The sequence below is a fragment of the Actinomadura violacea genome (assembly GCF_017573465.1).
Taxonomy (GTDB): Bacteria; Actinomycetota; Actinomycetes; order Streptosporangiales; family Streptosporangiaceae; genus Spirillospora; species Spirillospora violacea.
Genome location: NZ_JAGEPF010000050.1, coordinates 46943 through 63250 on the forward strand (window position 1 = coordinate 46943; position 16308 = coordinate 63250).

Sequence of the window (16308 nt, forward strand, 5' to 3'; positions counted from 1 at the left end):
CGGCGCTCCCGCCCCGCGCCGGAGGACCGGCGGCCGTCCTGCGTCGTGGCGGGCCTAGCTCACTCGGGCTTGACCTTGGCGGCGTCGCCGAGGAACTTCAGCTTCCCGTCGACCACCTGGAACATGTAGATGGTCTTGACCTGGATCTCGCCGTTCGCCTCGAACTTGACCGGCTTCGACACGCCCTGGAAGTTCACCGTCTTGAGGTAGTCGTTGACGTCCTTGGTCGTGGTCTTGCCGGCCTTGAAGGCGTCCAGGATCGCGTTCGTGGCGTCGTAGCCCTCCGCCGAGTACGTGCCCTGGTCCTTGTGGAACGCGGCCTTGTAGTCGTTGATGAACTTCGCCACGGCCGGGTTGTCGGCCGTCGGGTTGATCGACTGGCAGGCGCACGAGACCAGCGCGCCGTCGGCCTGCTTGACGCCGGCGCCGTCGATCAGCTTCTGGTCCAGCGCGCCGTCGTCGGAGACGAACTTGGCGGTCACGCCGCCGTCGCGCAGCTGCTTGAGCAGCTTGTCGCCGCCGTTGTAGTAGCCGCCGAAGAAGATCGCGTCCGGCTTGAACGCCTTCACCTTGTTGACCGTGCTGGAGTAGTCGGTCGCCTTCGGGTCGATCTTGTCCCGCTGCGGCGCGACGCCCTGCGCCTGCACCGCGGAGAACACCTTGTCGGCCAGGCCGACGCTGTACTCCTGGTTGTCGTCGATGACGAAGACCTTCTTGGCGGCCAGCGTCTTCACGATGAAGTCGCCGTCGACCTGGCCCTGCGCGTCGTCGTTGGAGATCAGCCGGTGCCAGAACTTCCAGCCGTTCTTGCCCAGCGCCGTGGAGGTGGCCGAGGGGGAGATGTTCGGGATCTCCGCCTCCTCCAGGCTCGGCACCGTCGCCTTGGACTCGCCGGAGAACACCGGGCCGACGACCGCGGTGACGTCGTCGTCGATCGCCTTCTGCACCTGGCCGGGCGCGACGGCCGGGTCGCCCTTGGTGTCGTAGATCTTGAACTTGACCTTCTTCTTCGGGTTCGTGGCGTTGTACTGGTCGATCGCCAGCTTGACCCCGTTGGAGATGTTGATCCCGAGCTCGGGGGAGTTGTCGCCGGTCTGGACACCGATGTAGGCGATCGTCAGATCCTTGCCGCCGCCGCTGTCTCCCGAACCGCAGGCGGCGGCGCCGAGCGCCACCGCCGCACCCAGCGCGATCGCGCCGGTCAGCCTCATCCTGTTGCGCCGCAAGGTGCCCAACCTTTCACATCCGGATCCGCGCCGGATCGGGTACGAGTCATGCCCCGACGCCGAACTCTCCCGGAAGGAGATAACGGTCACTCGGGGACCAGCTATGTCGTACACCGTCGACCCGTCCCAGAACAGCACCCCAGGATCGAAGGGTTATTGCTTCGTTACGCCACCGTGCCCATCGGTTCCCCCGTTTTGCCAGGCACGATTACGCAGCGTGCCGACCGCGGCCGGTCCGGCACGGGCGCATTGGATCTTGACAACGCGCCGGATGACAGGGCAGAAGGTCAACCGGCGGAGGAATCGCCCGCGCCGTCGGCGGCCGCCCCGCCGGTGGCGCCCGCCACCACGGCCTCCGCGACGGCCCGCATCGTGAGCCTGCGGTCCATCGACGTCTTCTGGATCCACCGGAACGCCTCCGGCTCGGACCAGCCGTTCGCCTCCTGGAGCAGCCCCTTCGCCCGGTCCACCACCTTGCGGGTCTCCAGCCGCTCCTGCAGCCCGGCGACCTCCGCCTCCAGCGCCCGCAGCTCGGTGTACCGGCTCACCGCCATCTCGATCGCCGGCGTCAGGTCCGTCTTGGCGAACGGCTTGACGAGGTAGGCCATCGCGCCCGCCTCCGTCGCCCGCTGGACGAGCTCGCGCTGGGAGAACGCGGTGAGGATCACGACCGGCGCGATCCGGTCCGCCGAGATCCGCTCGGCCGCCGAGATACCGTCCAGGACGGGCATCTTCACGTCCAGGATCACCAGGTCGGGCTTGAGCTCGCCGGCCAGCCGGACGGCGGTCTCCCCGTCCCCGGCCTCGCCCACGACCTCGTAGCCGTCCTCCTGCAGCATCTCCTTCAGGTCCAGCCGGATCAGGGCCTCGTCTTCCGCAATCACAACTCGCCGAGCGCTCTCCACGCGCACGAGCCTACCGAACCCGCTACCCTGGTTCCTGTCGACCCTCCCCCAGCCCGCCTGAGGGTCAATGCCACAAAAAATGTCCAGTTTATCCGGACAAATGCCCCGATAGCCCAATGGCAGAGGCTATGTGCTCAAACCACATCCAGTGTGGGTTCGAATCCCACTCGGGGCACTTTATCCCTTGAGTGGCCTTTCATCCGGTCCGACCCGCGACGCTTCCGCCCGGCCGCGAGGGCTCGCGAGCCTGATCGTCACCAGAGCGGGAGCTGACCGAGGCGACGGCACAACGTCCAGTCCCCGGCGGCCATAGACCCGGCGCAAACTCCGGCTCGGGATCCCCTGGACTCAGATGAACGCGAAGAACATCTCCGTCGCGAGGCGGGAGGCGGTGGGGCGGCTGGATGGGTTCGTGGGGGCCGAGTACTGAGGGTTGACGCGGTTTCCGGAGCGTCGTGGAAATGAGATCCGGTGGTGATCAACGCCGGGTCCGCGCGCGGCCGGCCGGGCCGGCCCTCGCGGGTCGGCGGCCGGTCGGCCGGCGGTGGGGTCAGTGACTCTCGCCGATGTTGAGGACCTGGAGGGCGTTGGTGGAGCCCGGGGTGCCGGGGGGCGAGCCGGCGACGACGACGACCTTGTCGCCCTTCTGGCAGCGGCCGAGTTCGAGGAGGGCCTGCTCGACCTGGCGGAACATGGCGTCGGTGTGGTCGACCTGGGGGACGATGAAGGTCTCGACGCCCCAGACGTGCGCCAGGCGGCCGCGGACGGCGGGCACGGAGGTGAAGGCCAGCAGCGGGATCGGCGAGCGGTAGCGGGACAGGCGGCGGGCGGTCTCGCCGGACATGGTGAAGGCGGCGAGGGCCTCGGCGCCGACGATCGCGCCGACCTCGGCGGCGGCGCGGGCGATGGCGCCGCCGACGGTCTCGGGCATGCGCTGCAGGGTGTGGGTGGCGTGCAGGGTGGCCTGCTCGGCGGTCTCCACGATGCGGCTCATGGTGCGGACGGACTCGATCGGGTACTGGCCGACGGCGGTCTCGCCGGAGAGCATGACGGCGTCGGCGCCCTCGAAGACGGCGTTGGCGACGTCGGAGGTCTCGGCGCGGGTGGGGCGCGGCGCGGAGATCATGGATTCGAGCATCTGGGTGGCGACGATGACCGGGCGGGCCTTCTCGCGGCAGAGTTCGATGGCGCGCTTCTGGACCATCGGGACCTGTTCGAGGGGGAGTTCGACGCCGAGGTCGCCGCGGGCGACCATGATGCCGTCGAAGGCAGCGACGATCTCGGGGAGGAGTTCGACGGCCTGGGGCTTCTCGATCTTGCCGATGAGGGGGACGCGGACGCCCTCCTCTTCCATGATCTGGTAGCAGATGTCGGCGTCGGCGGGGGTGCGGACAAAGGAGAGCGCGACGAGGTCGACGCCGAGGCGCAGGGCCCAGCGCAGGTCGGCCTCGTCCTTGCCGGTGAGGGCGGGGACGCTGACGGGGACGCCGGGCAGGTTGAGGCCCTTGTTGTCGGAGACCATGCCGCCGACCTTGACGACGGTGTGGACGCGGGGTCCGTCGACGCCGGTGACCTCGAGGGCGACGCGGCCGTCGTCGATGAGGACGGTGTCGCCCGGGGAGACGTCGCCGGGCAGGCCCTGGAAGGTGGTGGAGACCTCGCGGCGGGTGCCGGGGACGTCGTCGGTGGTGATGGTGAACTCGTCGCCGAGGGTGAGCCGCACGGGGCCGTCGGGGAACCGGCCGATGCGGATCTTGGGGCCCTGCAGGTCCGCGAGGATGCCGACGCCGCGTCCGGTGGCGTCGGCGGCCGCCCTGATCCGGTGGTAGACCTCCTCGTGGCCGGCGTGGTCGCCGTGGCTCATGTTGAGCCGGGCGACGTCGACGCCGGCGTGGACGAGGGCGTTGATCTGTTCCGTGCTGGAGCAGGCGGGGCCGATGGTGCTGACTATCTTCGCTCGACGGGTCACGTCACAACCGTACTTAGTTACCCGCTGGTACGGATATTCGTGCAGGATGCGGTCGCCCAAGGTTCACCGAATGGTCTAGGTCAGAGGTCTAGACCATGCGGCCCGGGTCATCGTTTGAAGACCTCGACGGCGGCCTGGCAGAAGGCCTTCAGGTCGTCGGGCTTGCGGCTGCTGACGAGCACGTTGGGGCCGTCCTCGCAGATCTTGACCTCTTCGTCGACCCAGGTCGCCCCGGCGTTGCGCAGGTCCGTCCGCACGCTGGGCCAGGACGTCATGGTGCGGCCGCGGACGACGCCGGCCTCGATGAGCGTCCAGGGGCCGTGGCAGATGACGGCGACGGGCTTGCCGGCGTCGAAGAACGCCTTGGCGAACGCGACGGCCTTGGGCTCGGTGCGCAGGAAGTCGGGGTTGGCGACGCCGCCGGGCAGGACGAGGCCGTCGAACTCGGTGTGGTCGGAGACGTCGACGGTGGTGTCGACGGGGAAGGTGTCGGCCTTGTCGAGGTGGTCGAACGCCTGGAGGCGGCCGGACTGGGTGGAGACGAGGCGCGGGTTGCCGCCGGCCTGCTCGACGGCCTTCCAGGGTTCGGTGAGCTCGACCTGCTCGGTGCCTTCGGGGGCGCAGAGGAAGGCGATGGTCTTGCCTTGGAGATCGGACGGCATGTCAGGTTCCTCCCGTTGGGGTCCTCTGCGTCCCCTGCCCGTGCGGGCGGGTGGTATGCAGGGAGGATGAACCCGACGGGTTATCGCGAGGTCCCCGAGCGCGGGGCGGGGCTGGTGTGCTCGTGGACGGCGGCGCTGCCGGCGGGCGCGGAGCCGTTCGTGCAGCGGGTGGTGCCGGACGGGTGCGTGGACGTGATCTGGTCGGCGGGCGGGATCCATGTGGCGGGGCCGGACACGGGCCCGATGCCGGCGGCGGTGCGGCCGGGGGCGGAGATCGTCGCGGTGCGGTTCGGGCCGGGTGCGGCGCCTCCGGTGCTGGGGGTGCCCGCGGACGCGCTGCGTGACGGGCGGGGGCCGCTGCGGGAGCTGTGGGGCGGTGCGGCGGAGGCGCTGGCGGACGCGGTGGCCGGTGCGGGGTCGCTGGAGGAGCGGCGGGCGGTGCTGGTGGCGGGTGTGCGGGCGCGGGCGGCGGTGGCGGAGCCGGTGGATCCGCTGGTCCCGGCGATCCTGGCGGGGGTCGCGGGCCGGTCGGTGCCGGAGGTGGCGGACGCGGTGGGGCTGGGCGAGCGGCAGTTGCGGCGGCGTTCGCTGGCGGCGTTCGGGTACGGGCCGAAGACGTTGCAGCGGGTGCTGCGGTTCCAGCGGGCGCTGGGGCTGGCGCGGTCGGGGGTTGCGCTGGCGGACGTGGCGACGGCGGCGGGCTACGCCGACCAGGCGCATCTGTCGAACGAGGTGCGGGCGCTGGCAGGCGAGCCCGTCCGCGCGCTGCTCTGAGCGGGCCGGGTCAGGGCTTGAGGCGGCCGTAGGCGCGCAGGGTGCGGAGGCGTTCGATGGTGACGTGGCCGCGCCATTCGGGGCGGGTGGCGGGCGTCCAGATGAGGAAGGCGACGTCCCAGCCGCCGTCGTCGTGCTGGGCGTCGACGAGGGCGTCGAGCGCGGTGGCGACGGCGGTCTCGCCGACGAGGCGGTGCCCGAATCCGCCGGGTTCGGGGGCGAAGTCGAGGGGGTCGTGGTGGTCGCTGCGGGCGTGGGCGGCGAGGGTGCCGCGCAGGCGGGCGAAGGCGGCCTCGGCGCGGGGGCGGTCGGGGACGTGGTCGAGGAAGGTGAGCAGGGCGAGGACGTCGTAGGGGCCTGGTTCGGCGGGCGGGTCGTCGAGGTGGCGCCAGCAGAAGGCGGTGGCGGTGTCGAGCCAGGGGTGGCGTGATCCGGCGCGGTGGAGCATGCCGGCGAGGGAGGCGGTGGGGTTGATCGCGGCGGGCGGGTCGTCGGGGGTCTGCCACCAGGGGGCGTGGGGGGCGTCGTGGACGGTGGGCAGGACGAACGGCACTCCCCCGTCGGGGGTGGTGATGGCGGCGAGGTGGTCGGCGATGCGGGTGACGGCGGGGTGGTCGTCGGCACCGGCCTGGTGGAGGACGTCGAGGGCGTGCTGGGCGGGGACGGGCTGGCTGGCCTCGCCGCGCAGGTCGGGTTCGAGGGCGTGGCCGTAGCCGCCGTCGGGGTTCTCGTAGGCGGCGAGGGCGGCGAGGAGGGGTGCGGCGGGGGCGTCGTGGAAGTGGAGGGCGAAGCGGCGGCGGTCGATGACGCGGGCGTTGAGCCGCATGAACTCCCAGGCGCGGGCGAGGTCGGTGGCGTGCAGGGTTCTCATGGGTGTCACCGTAGGGCGGGGCGAGGGGGCCGGTCTTGGAGGATTCGGACGCGCGCCCCGGTCCGCGGCGGCGGGCCCGGTCGCCCCAGCGGTGGGCGGCCGGGCCCGTGACGTCCCGCGTGGGTGTCGGGCGGGACGGTAGCGAATCGGTCTCTTGACCACAAGGGGTGCGTTACGGAATCGCGGGCCAATCCGGGTGATCCACAAGGCCGGTCCGTGTGGTCTGCTGGGGCGATGAGCGATCCTCTGGACGAACGTGACATCGCGGGCGGCGCGCTGGAGCTGGTGGCGGGGGCGGCGGGGCCGTACCTGGACGGGCTGGCGGAGCGTCCGGTGCACGACCGGGCGATGGACGGGCTGCTGGACGAGCTGGACGGCCCGCTGCCGGAGCGCGGCGAGGGGTCGGTGGCGGCGGTCGGGCGGCTGGTGCGGGTGGGGACGGGGGCGGCGACGCATTCGTCGGGTCCGCGGTTCTTCCATTTCGTGGTGGGCGGGTCGACGCCGGCGGCGATGGCGGGCGACTGGACGGCGTCGCTGCTGGACCAGGCGGCGGGGCTGTGGCTGACGTCGCCGCTGGCGGCGCGGGCGGAGACGGTGGTGCTGCGCTGGCTGAGGGAGCTGTTCGGGCTGCCGGCGGCGTTCGGCGGGGTGCTGACGCCGAGCGCGACGCTGGCGCACGTGGCGGGGCTGGCGTGCGCGCGGCAGTGGTGGGCGGGGCGGTACGGGGTGGACGCGGCGGCGCGGGGGCTGGCGGGGCTGCCGGCGATGCCGGTGCTCAGCAGCGGGCTGGTGCACGTCAGCACCCGCAAGGCGCTGCAGATCCTCGGCTGCGGGCGGGACACGCTGCGGGTGTTCGCGCGCGATGAGGCGGGCCGGGTGGATCTGGCGGCGATGGACGCGGCGCTGGCGGAGCTGGGCGGCCGGGCGGTGGTCGTGGCGAACCTCGGGGAGGTGAACACCGGCGACTCCGATCCGATCGCGGAGATGGCGGACCTGGCGGAGCGGCACGGGGCGTGGCTGCACGTGGACGGGGCGTTCGGGATGTTCGCGGCGCTGTCGCCGCGGACGGCGGCTCTGGCGCGGGGGGTGGAGCGGGCGGATTCGGTGACGGCGGACGGCCACAAGTGGCTGAACGTGCCGTACGAGAGCGGGTTCTCGTTCGTGCGGGATCCGGCGGCGCTGAGCCGGGCGTTCGGGGCGTGGGGCGCGGCGTACCTGCCGGAGGAGGACGGCGAGCGGGTCAACTACAACATGCTGGGGCCGGAGTCGTCGCGGCGGGCGCGGGCGCTGCCGATCTGGGCGACGCTGCGGGCGTACGGGCGGGACGGGTACCGGGCGATGGTGGAGCGGCACCTGGACGTCGCGGAGCATCTGGGGTCGCTGGTGGAGGCGGCGCCGGAGCTCGAGCTGCTCGCGCCGGTGCAGCTGTGCGTGGTGTGCTTCCGGTACCGTCCGGCGGGCGTGCCCGAGGAGCGGCTGGACGAGCTGAACGCGAGGCTCGGGGAGGCGCTGCTCGCGGACGGCCGCGTCTACGCGGGGACGAGCCGGTACCGCGGGATGACGGTGTTCCGGCCGGCGGCGTTGAACTGGCGCACCACCAGGGCGGACGTGGAGCTGCTGGTGGAGGTGCTGCGGGAACTGGCGGCGGACCTCAGACCCTAGACGGCCCGGGTCAGTGCGCACCGGGCCAGGGGCCGGGCGGGGTGTGGCCGAAGGTGCCGGTGGCGACGGTGACGTCGTAGACGCGGAAGCCGCGGGCCTGGTAGTTGCGCAGCGCGGCGGGCGCGTCGTTGGAGCTGGTGGTCAGGTGGACGCGGCGGGTGGGCTTGCGGTCGTCCCAGCGGGCGGCGAGGTCCCAGGCGCGGGCGGCGGCGACGCTGAGCAGGTGGCCGCCGAGGCCCTGGCCGGTGAAGGCGGGCAGCAGCCCGAAGCAGGTGATCTCGACGACGCCGTCGGGCTGCGGGTCGAGCTCGGCGTACCCGGCGGGGGTGCCGCGGACGTGCGCGACCCAGGTCTCCACACCGGGCCGCGACAGCCAGTTGAGCCACTGGTCGTAGGTCCAGGCGAGCCGGTCCGTCCAGTAGTGGCCGCCGCCGACCGCGGTGTACAGGTAGCGGCTCAGCTCGGGGCTGGGCAGCTCGGCGCGGGCGATGGCGGCGGGGACGTCCGGTGTCCGCGCGGGCCGCAGCTCGGCGGCGCCGAGCTGCTCCAGGTGCCAGTCGGTGACCTCGATCTGCCGGGTCGGCATGGGAACCCCCGTACGCGCGACGCCGCCGCGCCTCCGGCGGACACCGGAGGCACGGCGGGCGAATGTTCGCGGATCAGGCTATCGGTCGCGCGGTGGGCGGAATCGGGTAGGGCAGGGCGGTGTGGCCGGTGAGGAACCGGTCCACGCCGTGCGCGGCGGCGCGTCCCTCGGCGATCGCCCAGACGATCAGGGACTGGCCGCGGCCCATGTCGCCGGCCGCGTAGACCCCGTCGACGGAGGTCCGGTAGTCGCGGTCGCGGACGACGTTGCCGCGCTGGTCCAGCTCGACGCCGAGCTGCTCCAGCAGGCCCTCGCGCTGCGGGCCGAGGAAGCCCATGGCGAGGGTGACCAGCTGCGCCGGGATCTCCCGCTCGGTGCCCTCGACGGGCTTGAAGCCGGTGTCAGGGCCGCCGACCTCGACGATCCGCAGCGCCTGGACGTGGCCGTCCTCGTCGCCGGTGAACTCGGTGGTGGACACCGCGTACAGCCGGTCGCCGCCCATGCCGGCGAGCTCCTCGTGGGCGCTCTCCATCTTGAACAGCATGGGGTAGGTCGGCCACGGCTGGGCGCCGCTGCGCGCCTCCGGCGGCCGCGGCATGATCTCCAGCTGGGTGACCGACGCGGCGCCCTGCCGGATCGCGGTGCCGATGCAGTCGGCGCCGGTGTCGCCGCCGCCGATCACGACGACGTGCTTGCCCGCCGCGTCGATCGGGGACTTGTCGAGGTCGCCCTCCTGCACCTTGTTGGACGGCGGCAGGTACTCCATCGCCTGGTGGACGCCCTTGAGCTCCCGGCCGGGGATGGGCAGGTCGCGCCAGACGGTGGCGCCGCCGGACAGCACCACCGCGTCGTAGCGCTCGCGCAGCTCCTCGGCGGTGATGTCGACGCCGACGTTCACCGAGGTCTTGAAGGAGGTGCCCTCGGCGCGCATCTGGTTGAGGCGCCGGTCGAGGTGCCGCTTCTCCATCTTGAACTCGGGGATGCCGTAGCGCAGCAGCCCGCCGATCCGGTCGGCGCGCTCGTACACGGTGACGTCGTGTCCGGCGCGGGTGAGCTGCTGGGCGGCGGCGAGGCCGGCCGGCCCGGAGCCGACCACGGCGACCTTCTTGCCGGTCTTCACCGCGGGCGGCTGCGGCCGCACCCAGCCCTCGGCGAACGCCCGGTCGATGATCTCGACCTCGACCCGCTTGATCGCCACCGGGTCCTGGTTGATGCCGAGGACGCAGGCGCTCTCGCACGGGGCGGGGCACAGCCTCCCGGTGAACTCCGGGAAGTTGTTGGTGGCGTGCAGCCGCTCGATCGCCTCGTGCCAGTCCTTGCGGTAGACGAGGTCGTTCCACTCGGGGATGAGGTTGCCGAGCGGGCAGCCCTGGTGGCAGAACGGGATGCCGCAGTCCATGCAGCGGCTCGCCTGCTTCTCCAGCCGGTCGTTGCCGAAGTCCTCGTAGACCTCCGACCAGCTCCTGATGCGGACGTCCACCGGGCGGCGCTTCGGGAGCTCCCGCCGGACGGTCAGGAAACCCTTCGGGTCAGCCATGTGGGAATCCCCCTCTCTCAGCCCTGGGCCGCGGCCATGACGGCCTCGTCGACGTCGCGTCCCTGCGCCTGCGCCTCGGCCATCGCCTCCAGGACGCGCCGGTAGTCGCGCGGCATGATCTTGGTGAAGCGGGCCGGGTCCCAGCCGGCGAGCAGCCGCTCGGCGACCTGCGACCCGGTCTCGGCGAGGTGCCGTTCGACCAGGCCCTTGACGAACGCCTCGTCGCCCTCGTCCAGCGGCTCCAGGTCGACCATCTCGCGGTTGACGCGGTCGGCCACCAGGTCCAGAACGTAGGCGATGCCGCCCGACATTCCGGCCGCGATGTTGCGGCCCGTCCGGCCGAGGATGACGGCGCGGCCGCCGGTCATGTACTCGCAGGCGTGGTCGCCGACGCCCTCGACGACGGCGGTGGCGCCGGAGTTGCGGACGCAGAACCGCTCCCCCACGACGCCGCGGGCGAACAGCTCGCCCGAGGTGGCGCCGTACAGGATCACGTTGCCGCCGATGATCTGCTCCTCGGCGGCGAACGCGGCGTCCGCCGGGGGGCGCAGCGTCAGCCGGCCGCCGGACAGGCCCTTGCCGACGTAGTCGTTGGCGTCGCCGACCAGCCGCAGCGTGATGCCGCGCGGGACGAACGCGCCGAACGAGTTGCCGGCGGAGCCGGTGAAGGTGACGTCGATGGTGTCGTCGGGCAGGCCCGCGCCGCCCCACTTCTTGGTCACCTCGTGGCCGAGCATGGTGCCGACCGTCCGGTTGACGTTGCGGATCGGCAGGTCGAGGGTGACCTTGTCGCCGAACGCGACGGCGCCCTCGGCGAGCTGGATGAGGGTGTTGTCGAGCGCCTTCTCCAGCCCGTGGTCCTGCGCGGCGACGCGGCGGGGCGCGTCGCCGTACGGGGTCTCGGGGGCGTGCAGCACCGGCGCGAGGTCCAGCCCGGACGCCTTCCAGTGCTCGACGGCCTCCCGGGTGTCGATCATGTCGACGTGCCCGATGGCCTCCTCCAGCGACCGGAACCCGAGCTCGGCGAGGTACTCGCGGACCTCCTCGGCGATGAACTCGAAGAAGTTCACCACGAACTCGGGCTTGCCGGAGAACCGCTCGCGCAGCACCGGGTTCTGGGTGGCGACGCCGACCGGGCAGGTGTCGAGGTGGCAGACCCGCATCATGATGCAGCCCGACACCACCAGCGGCGCGGTCGCGAAGCCGTACTCCTCGGCGCCGAGCAGCGCGGCGACGACGACGTCGCGGCCGGTCTTCATCTGCCCGTCGGTCTGCACGACGATCCGGTCGCGCAGCCCGTTCAGCAGCAGCGTCTGCTGGGTCTCGGCGAGGCCGAGCTCCCAGGGGGCGCCGGCGTGCTTCAGCGAGGTCAGCGGGGACGCGCCGGTGCCGCCGTCGTGCCCGGAGATCAGCACCACGTCGGCGTGCGCCTTGGACACCCCGGCCGCGACCGTGCCGACCCCGACCTCGGCGACGAGCTTGACGTGCACGCGCGCCGCCGGGTTGGCGTTCTTCAGGTCGTGGATGAGCTGGGCGAGGTCCTCGATCGAGTAGATGTCGTGGTGCGGCGGCGGCGAGATGAGGCCGACGCCGGGCGTGGAGTGCCGGGTCTTGGCGATCCACGGGTACACCTTGTGGCCGGGCAGCTGCCCGCCCTCGCCGGGCTTGGCGCCCTGCGCCATCTTGATCTGGATGTCGTCGGCGTTGGTGAGGTACTCCGACGTCACGCCGAACCGGCCGGACGCGACCTGCTTGATCGCGCTGCGGCGCAGGTCGCCGTTGGCGTCCGGGGTGAACCGGACCGGGTCCTCGCCGCCCTCGCCGGTGTTGGACTTGCCGCCGAGCCGGTTCATCGCGATCGCGAGGGTCTCGTGCGCCTCCGCGGAGATGGAGCCGTAGGACATCGCGCCGGTGGAGAACCGCTTGACGATCTCCGATACCGGTTCGACCTCGTCGATCGGCACCGGCGGCCGCGCGCCCTCCTTGAGCTTGAACAGCCCGCGCAGGGTCATCAGCTTCTGCGACTGCGAGTCGACCTTGGAGGTGTACTCCTTGAAGATCTCGTAGCGGCGGGTGCGGGTGGCGTGCTGCAGCTTGAACACCGTGTCCGGGTTGAACAGGTGCGGCTCGCCCTCGCGGCGCCACTGGTACTCGCCGCCGACCTCCAGGGTGCGGTGCGCGGCCTCGTTCCCGCCGGGCGGGTAGGCGCGGGAGTGCCGCTCGGCGACCTCGCGGGCCAGCACGTCGAAGCCGACGCCGCCGAGCCGGGAGGTGGTGCCGGTGAAGCAGCGCGACACGACGCGCTCGCCGAGCCCGATCGCCTCGAAGATCTGCGCGCCGGTGTAGGACGCGACCGTGGACACGCCCATCTTGGACATGACCTTCAGGACGCCCTTGCCGTACGCCTTCACCAGGTTCCGGACGGCCTTGTCGGGCTCGACGCCCGGCAGCGCGCCGCCGCGGACCATGTCCTCGACGGTCTCGATCGCCAGGTACGGGTTGATCGCGGACGCGCCGTACCCGATGAGCAGCGCCATGTGGTGGCACTCGCGGGCCTCGCCGGTCTCGATCACCAGGCCCACCCGGGTGCGGGTCTTCTCCCGGATCAGGTGGTGGTGGACGGCGCCGGTGAGCAGCAGCGCGGGGATCGCGGCGCGGGCCGAGTCGGCGCCGCGGTCCGACAGCACGATGATCCGCGCGCCGGCGCCGATGGCCCGGGTCACCTCGGAGTTGATCTCCTCGAGGCGGGTCTCCAGGGCCTCGCCGCCGCCGGCGACGTCGTACAGGCCGTGCACGACGTGGGCCTGCAGGTGCGGCAGCGACCCCTCGTCGTCGATGTGGATGATCTTGGACAGCTCGTCGTTGTCCAGGATCGGGCTGGGCAGCACCAGCCGCCGGCACGAGTCCGGGCCGGGCTCCAGGAGGTTGCCCTCCGGGCCGAGCGTGGACTGCAGCGAGGTCACCAGCTCCTCGCGGATCGCGTCCAGCGGCGGGTTCGTGACCTGCGCGAACAGCTGCTTGAAGTAGTCGAACAGCAGCCGCGGGCGCTCCGACAGCACCGCGATCGGGGTGTCGGTGCCCATCGACCCGATCGGCTCCGCGCCGCTCCTGGCCATCGGCCCGAGGATGATCCGCTGCTCTTCGAGCGTGTACCCGAACGTCTGCTGCCGCTTGACGAGGGTGTCGTGCGTCGGGATCTCCCGCTCGCGCTGCGGCAGCTCCTCGAACCGGACCAGGCCCTCGTGCAGCCACTGCGCGTACGGGTGCTCGGCGGCCAGCTCCGCCTTCACCTCGTCGTCCTCGACGATCCGCCCGGCCTCGGTGTCGACCAGGAAGATCTTGCCGGGCTGCAGCCGGCCCTTGCGGACCACCTTGGCGGCCGGGATGTCCAGCACGCCGGCCTCGCTGGACAGCACCACCAGGCCGTCGTCGGTCACCCAGTAGCGGCCGGGGCGCAGCCCGTTGCGGTCCAGCACCGCGCCGACGACGGTGCCGTCGGTGAAGCTGACGCTGGCGGGGCCGTCCCACGCCTCCATCAGGGTGGAGTGGAACTCGTAGAACGCGCGGCGCTCGGCGTCCATCTCCGCGTGGTTCTCCCACGCCTCCGGGATCATCATCAGCACCGCGTGCGGCAGCGACCGGCCGCCGAGGTGCAGCAGTTCCAGGCACTCGTCGAACGAGGCGGTGTCGGACGCCTCGATGTCGATCACCGGGAAGATCCGGGAGATGTCGCCGGGGATCAGGTCGGACTTCAGCAGCGCCTCGCGGGCCCGCATCCAGTTCCGGTTGCCCCGGACGGTGTTGATCTCGCCGTTGTGCGCGATGAACCGGTACGGGTGCGCCAGCTCCCACGCCGGGAAGGTGTTCGTCGAGAACCGCGAGTGCACCAGCGCGATCGCGCTGGTGAAGCGGCGGTCCGACAGGTCGGGGAAGAACGGCTCCAGCTGCGGGGTCGTCAGCATCCCCTTGTAGACGATCGTCCGGCTGGACAGGCTCGGGAAGTACACCCGGACGTCCTGCTCGGCGCGCTCGCGCATGCAGAACACGGCGCGGTCCAGCTCCAGGCCGGTCTTGCCCGCGTGCGGGCCGCCGGCGGCGGGCGCCACGAACAGCTGCGCGAAGTGCGGCATGACCCGGCGGGCGGCCGGCCCGGTGAACTCGGGGTCGTGCGGCAGCTCACGCCAGCCGAGCACCGTCAGGTGCTCCTCGGCGCACAGCGTCTCGATGTGCGCGACCGCCGCGGCGCGCTCGTCGCCGTCCGCCGGCAGGAACGCGAGGCCTGCCGCGTAGCCGCCGGCCTCGGGCAGCGCGAACCCGGTCTCGTCGCGGAAGAACGCGTCCGGGATCTGGACGAGGATGCCGACGCCGTCGCCGTCGTCCGGCTCCGCGCCCACGGCCCCGCGGTGGTCCAGGTTCTTCAGGACGGTCAGGGCGTTCTGGACGATGTCGTGGCTCTTGCGGCCGTGCAGGTCGGCCACCATGCCGACGCCGCAGGCATCGTGCTCGTTCGCCGGGTCGTAGAGCCCCTGGGATTCGGGGCGGCCCGGTGTGAGGGCAGCAGCAGCCATCAACCCTCCCGTCGTCGTCGTGTCACTGCTTGGTGTCAGTGCAGTCCGGGACGGCGTTGGCCCTGCTGCGGTGAGATGACATTACATCACTGCCGGGATCATGCCCGACTGGACCAGATCGCGAAACTTCTCCAAGGCGACCGGCTGTGCGTCATCTCCGAGTGGTTTAGACCAGGCTACCGGTTCCTGAAAGTTGCATAACGCCCTGACCTGGTGAGGATCATCACCGGACGATGATGTTTATCCGGTGAAAGACGCAACACGGCTGAAACACCGGCCGGTATCCGAGTGTTCCCGGGGCGCGGCCCGCGGGGCCCGCCGGCGTCCGCTCAGTGGGACACGGCTCAGTGGGACGCGGCGGCCGCGCGGCCCAGCACCGCGGGCGCCTTGCCGCCCTCGATCAGCAGCGACAGCAGGTTCCCGTCCGACGCGTCGCCCTTGCCGTCCAGGCGCTGCGCCCACGACACCACCGCGTAGTGGCCCATCGCCAGGCCGCGCGCCATCCCGAAGCCCTGCCCGAACCGGTCCAGGGGCGCGGGCGCCGCCAGCGGCGTCACGAACCCGCCGCCGAGCGTGCGGTCCAGCAGGTCGACGAACCGGTCGGCGTCCGCCGAGGCCGCCAGGTCGAACACCGCCACGGCCAGCCCGTACCCGTGCTTGCCGTCGGAGTAGATCGTCCGCGCGGCCTGCGTGCAGCCGCCGCGCGCCAGGTCGGCGGCCACCGACCCGCCCCACACCGCGGCCGTGCAGTCGCCGTCCAGCCTCTTGGCCTTCAGCGTCAGCCGCAGCTTCGTGCCGTCGACCGACAGCTTCGCCGCCGACGACGGGAACGCCTCCTCGGCCGTCAGCGGCTTGGCGTCGGTCTTGCGGGACGCGATGGCCGCGTACGCCGCCGACGACGGCGAGCTGGAGTAGGACTCGGGCGAGTCGCCGTTGCCCGCCGGCGTGCCCACCGGCCCGCGCGGCGCGTCCGCCGCCCCGCCGCCGTCCCCGCCGCCGCTCAGCGCGACGAACCCGACCAGCCCGATCAGCACCAGCACCCCGAGCACGGCGGCGGCACCGAAGTACAGCCGCGCGCCGGGGGCCCCGCCCTTCGCGGACGCGGCGCGGCCGCGCGGCGCCCTCGGGCCGCCGGGCCTCCCGCCCTTCCGGGCCGTCCTGCTCTTTTTGGGCTTCCTCGTCTTCCGAGGGCCGGACGGGGCGCTCGGCGCGCCGTCCTGTGCGGGCGTCTCAGCGCCGTAAGGGTCGTCCTGGTACGCGGGTTCGCCCTGGTAGGCGGCGTCCTCCGGGAAACCCTGCCCGTCGTAGGGCTGCTCCTCGTAGGGCTGCTCCTCGTAGGGCTGCTGCTCGTACGCCTCGTACGGCTCCTGCGGCTGCTCGGCGTAGGGCTGCTCGGGAGGGCCGGCGTGCCCCTGGGCGGGGCGGCGGCGGCCTCCGGAACGTTCCTGCCGGGCGGCGCCGTCGCGCGGCGAGCCCATCCGGCGCGGCCCGGCCGTGCGGCCCCGGGCGGATCGGCAGAGCGTCCTGGTGGGGAAGAGGGGTAAGGTT

General features: G+C 72.3%; 11 protein-coding genes and 1 tRNA gene. 3 read left to right on the forward strand and 9 right to left on the reverse strand.

Annotation, left to right across the window (positions count from 1 at the left end; genetic code table 11):
• Nucleotides 1-59: 59 nt before the first annotated feature.
• Nucleotides 60-1226: a branched-chain amino acid ABC transporter substrate-binding protein gene (locus J4709_RS49880; protein WP_232385278.1), complete on the reverse strand. Its 1167-nt coding sequence runs from the start codon at nucleotides 1224-1226 to the stop codon at nucleotides 60-62.
• 287 nt (nucleotides 1227-1513) lie between these two features.
• Entirely contained in the window at nucleotides 1514-2137 is a 624-nt protein-coding gene (locus tag J4709_RS49885; RefSeq protein WP_307802150.1) for an ANTAR domain-containing response regulator, read from the reverse strand.
• Nucleotides 2138-2233: 96 nt separating this feature from the next.
• Between J4709_RS49885 and J4709_RS49890 the strand changes: the two genes are divergently transcribed.
• Nucleotides 2234-2306: transfer RNA gene (locus J4709_RS49890), tRNA-Leu, on the forward strand.
• A gap of 375 nt (nucleotides 2307-2681) precedes the next feature.
• Here J4709_RS49890 and pyk read toward each other — a convergent pair.
• The gene (gene pyk, locus J4709_RS49895; RefSeq protein WP_208252542.1) at nucleotides 2682-4100 is read right to left on the reverse strand and encodes a pyruvate kinase; all 1419 of its coding nucleotides are present in this window, start codon (nucleotides 4098-4100) and stop codon (nucleotides 2682-2684) included.
• A 107-nt stretch (nucleotides 4101-4207) separates the two neighbouring features.
• On the reverse strand, nucleotides 4208-4762 hold the full coding sequence (locus J4709_RS49900) for a type 1 glutamine amidotransferase domain-containing protein (protein ID WP_208252543.1): 555 nt from the start codon (nucleotides 4760-4762) through the stop codon (nucleotides 4208-4210).
• Between the two features lie 66 nt (nucleotides 4763-4828).
• Between J4709_RS49900 and J4709_RS49905 the strand changes: the two genes are divergently transcribed.
• Nucleotides 4829-5536, forward strand: a complete 708-nt coding sequence (locus tag J4709_RS49905) for a DUF6597 domain-containing transcriptional factor (protein WP_208252544.1) — start codon at nucleotides 4829-4831, stop codon at nucleotides 5534-5536.
• A 10-nt stretch (nucleotides 5537-5546) separates the two neighbouring features.
• On the opposite strand, the gene J4709_RS49910 is transcribed toward J4709_RS49905, so the two are convergent.
• Nucleotides 5547-6407 (reverse strand): hypothetical protein, encoded by an 861-nt coding sequence (locus tag J4709_RS49910; RefSeq protein WP_208252545.1) that lies wholly within the window; start codon nucleotides 6405-6407, stop codon nucleotides 5547-5549.
• A gap of 234 nt (nucleotides 6408-6641) precedes the next feature.
• Between J4709_RS49910 and J4709_RS49915 the strand changes: the two genes are divergently transcribed.
• Nucleotides 6642-8069, forward strand: a complete 1428-nt coding sequence (locus tag J4709_RS49915) for a pyridoxal phosphate-dependent decarboxylase family protein (protein WP_208252546.1) — start codon at nucleotides 6642-6644, stop codon at nucleotides 8067-8069.
• Nucleotides 8070-8079: 10 nt separating this feature from the next.
• Here the strand turns inward: J4709_RS49915 and J4709_RS49920 are convergent, their stop codons facing one another.
• The 4 genes from J4709_RS49920 to J4709_RS49935 form a co-directional block, all read right to left on the reverse strand.
• Entirely contained in the window at nucleotides 8080-8655 is a 576-nt protein-coding gene (locus J4709_RS49920; protein ID WP_208252547.1) for a GNAT family N-acetyltransferase, read from the reverse strand.
• Nucleotides 8656-8728: 73 nt separating this feature from the next.
• Nucleotides 8729-10192, reverse strand: a complete 1464-nt coding sequence (locus tag J4709_RS49925) for a glutamate synthase subunit beta (RefSeq protein WP_208252548.1) — start codon at nucleotides 10190-10192, stop codon at nucleotides 8729-8731.
• A 17-nt stretch (nucleotides 10193-10209) separates the two neighbouring features.
• Nucleotides 10210-14760, reverse strand: coding sequence for a glutamate synthase large subunit (gene gltB, locus J4709_RS49930; protein WP_208252549.1), 4551 nt, complete (start codon nucleotides 14758-14760; stop codon nucleotides 10210-10212).
• Between the two features lie 344 nt (nucleotides 14761-15104).
• Nucleotides 15105-16308, reverse strand: a 1204-nt coding sequence (locus tag J4709_RS49935; RefSeq protein WP_208252550.1) for a hypothetical protein, incomplete at its 5' end; no start/stop codon positions are given.

What these genes read in the sequence shown, in the direction of transcription:
- J4709_RS49905 (WP_208252544.1), top strand. Translation starts at nt 4,829, where the DNA reads ATGAACCCGACGGGTTATCGCGAGGTCCCCGAGCGCGGGGCGGGGCTG.
- J4709_RS49925 (WP_208252548.1), bottom strand. Translation starts at nt 10,192, where the DNA reads ATGGCTGACCCGAAGGGTTTCCTGACCGTCCGGCGGGAGCTCCCGAAG.
- J4709_RS49910 (WP_208252545.1), bottom strand. Translation starts at nt 6,407, where the DNA reads ATGAGAACCCTGCACGCCACCGACCTCGCCCGCGCCTGGGAGTTCATG.
- J4709_RS49900 (WP_208252543.1), bottom strand. Translation starts at nt 4,762, where the DNA reads ATGCCGTCCGATCTCCAAGGCAAGACCATCGCCTTCCTCTGCGCCCCC.
- gltB (WP_208252549.1), bottom strand. Translation starts at nt 14,760, where the DNA reads ATGGCTGCTGCTGCCCTCACACCGGGCCGCCCCGAATCCCAGGGGCTC.
- J4709_RS49920 (WP_208252547.1), bottom strand. Translation starts at nt 8,655, where the DNA reads ATGCCGACCCGGCAGATCGAGGTCACCGACTGGCACCTGGAGCAGCTC.
- J4709_RS49915 (WP_208252546.1), top strand. Translation starts at nt 6,642, where the DNA reads ATGAGCGATCCTCTGGACGAACGTGACATCGCGGGCGGCGCGCTGGAG.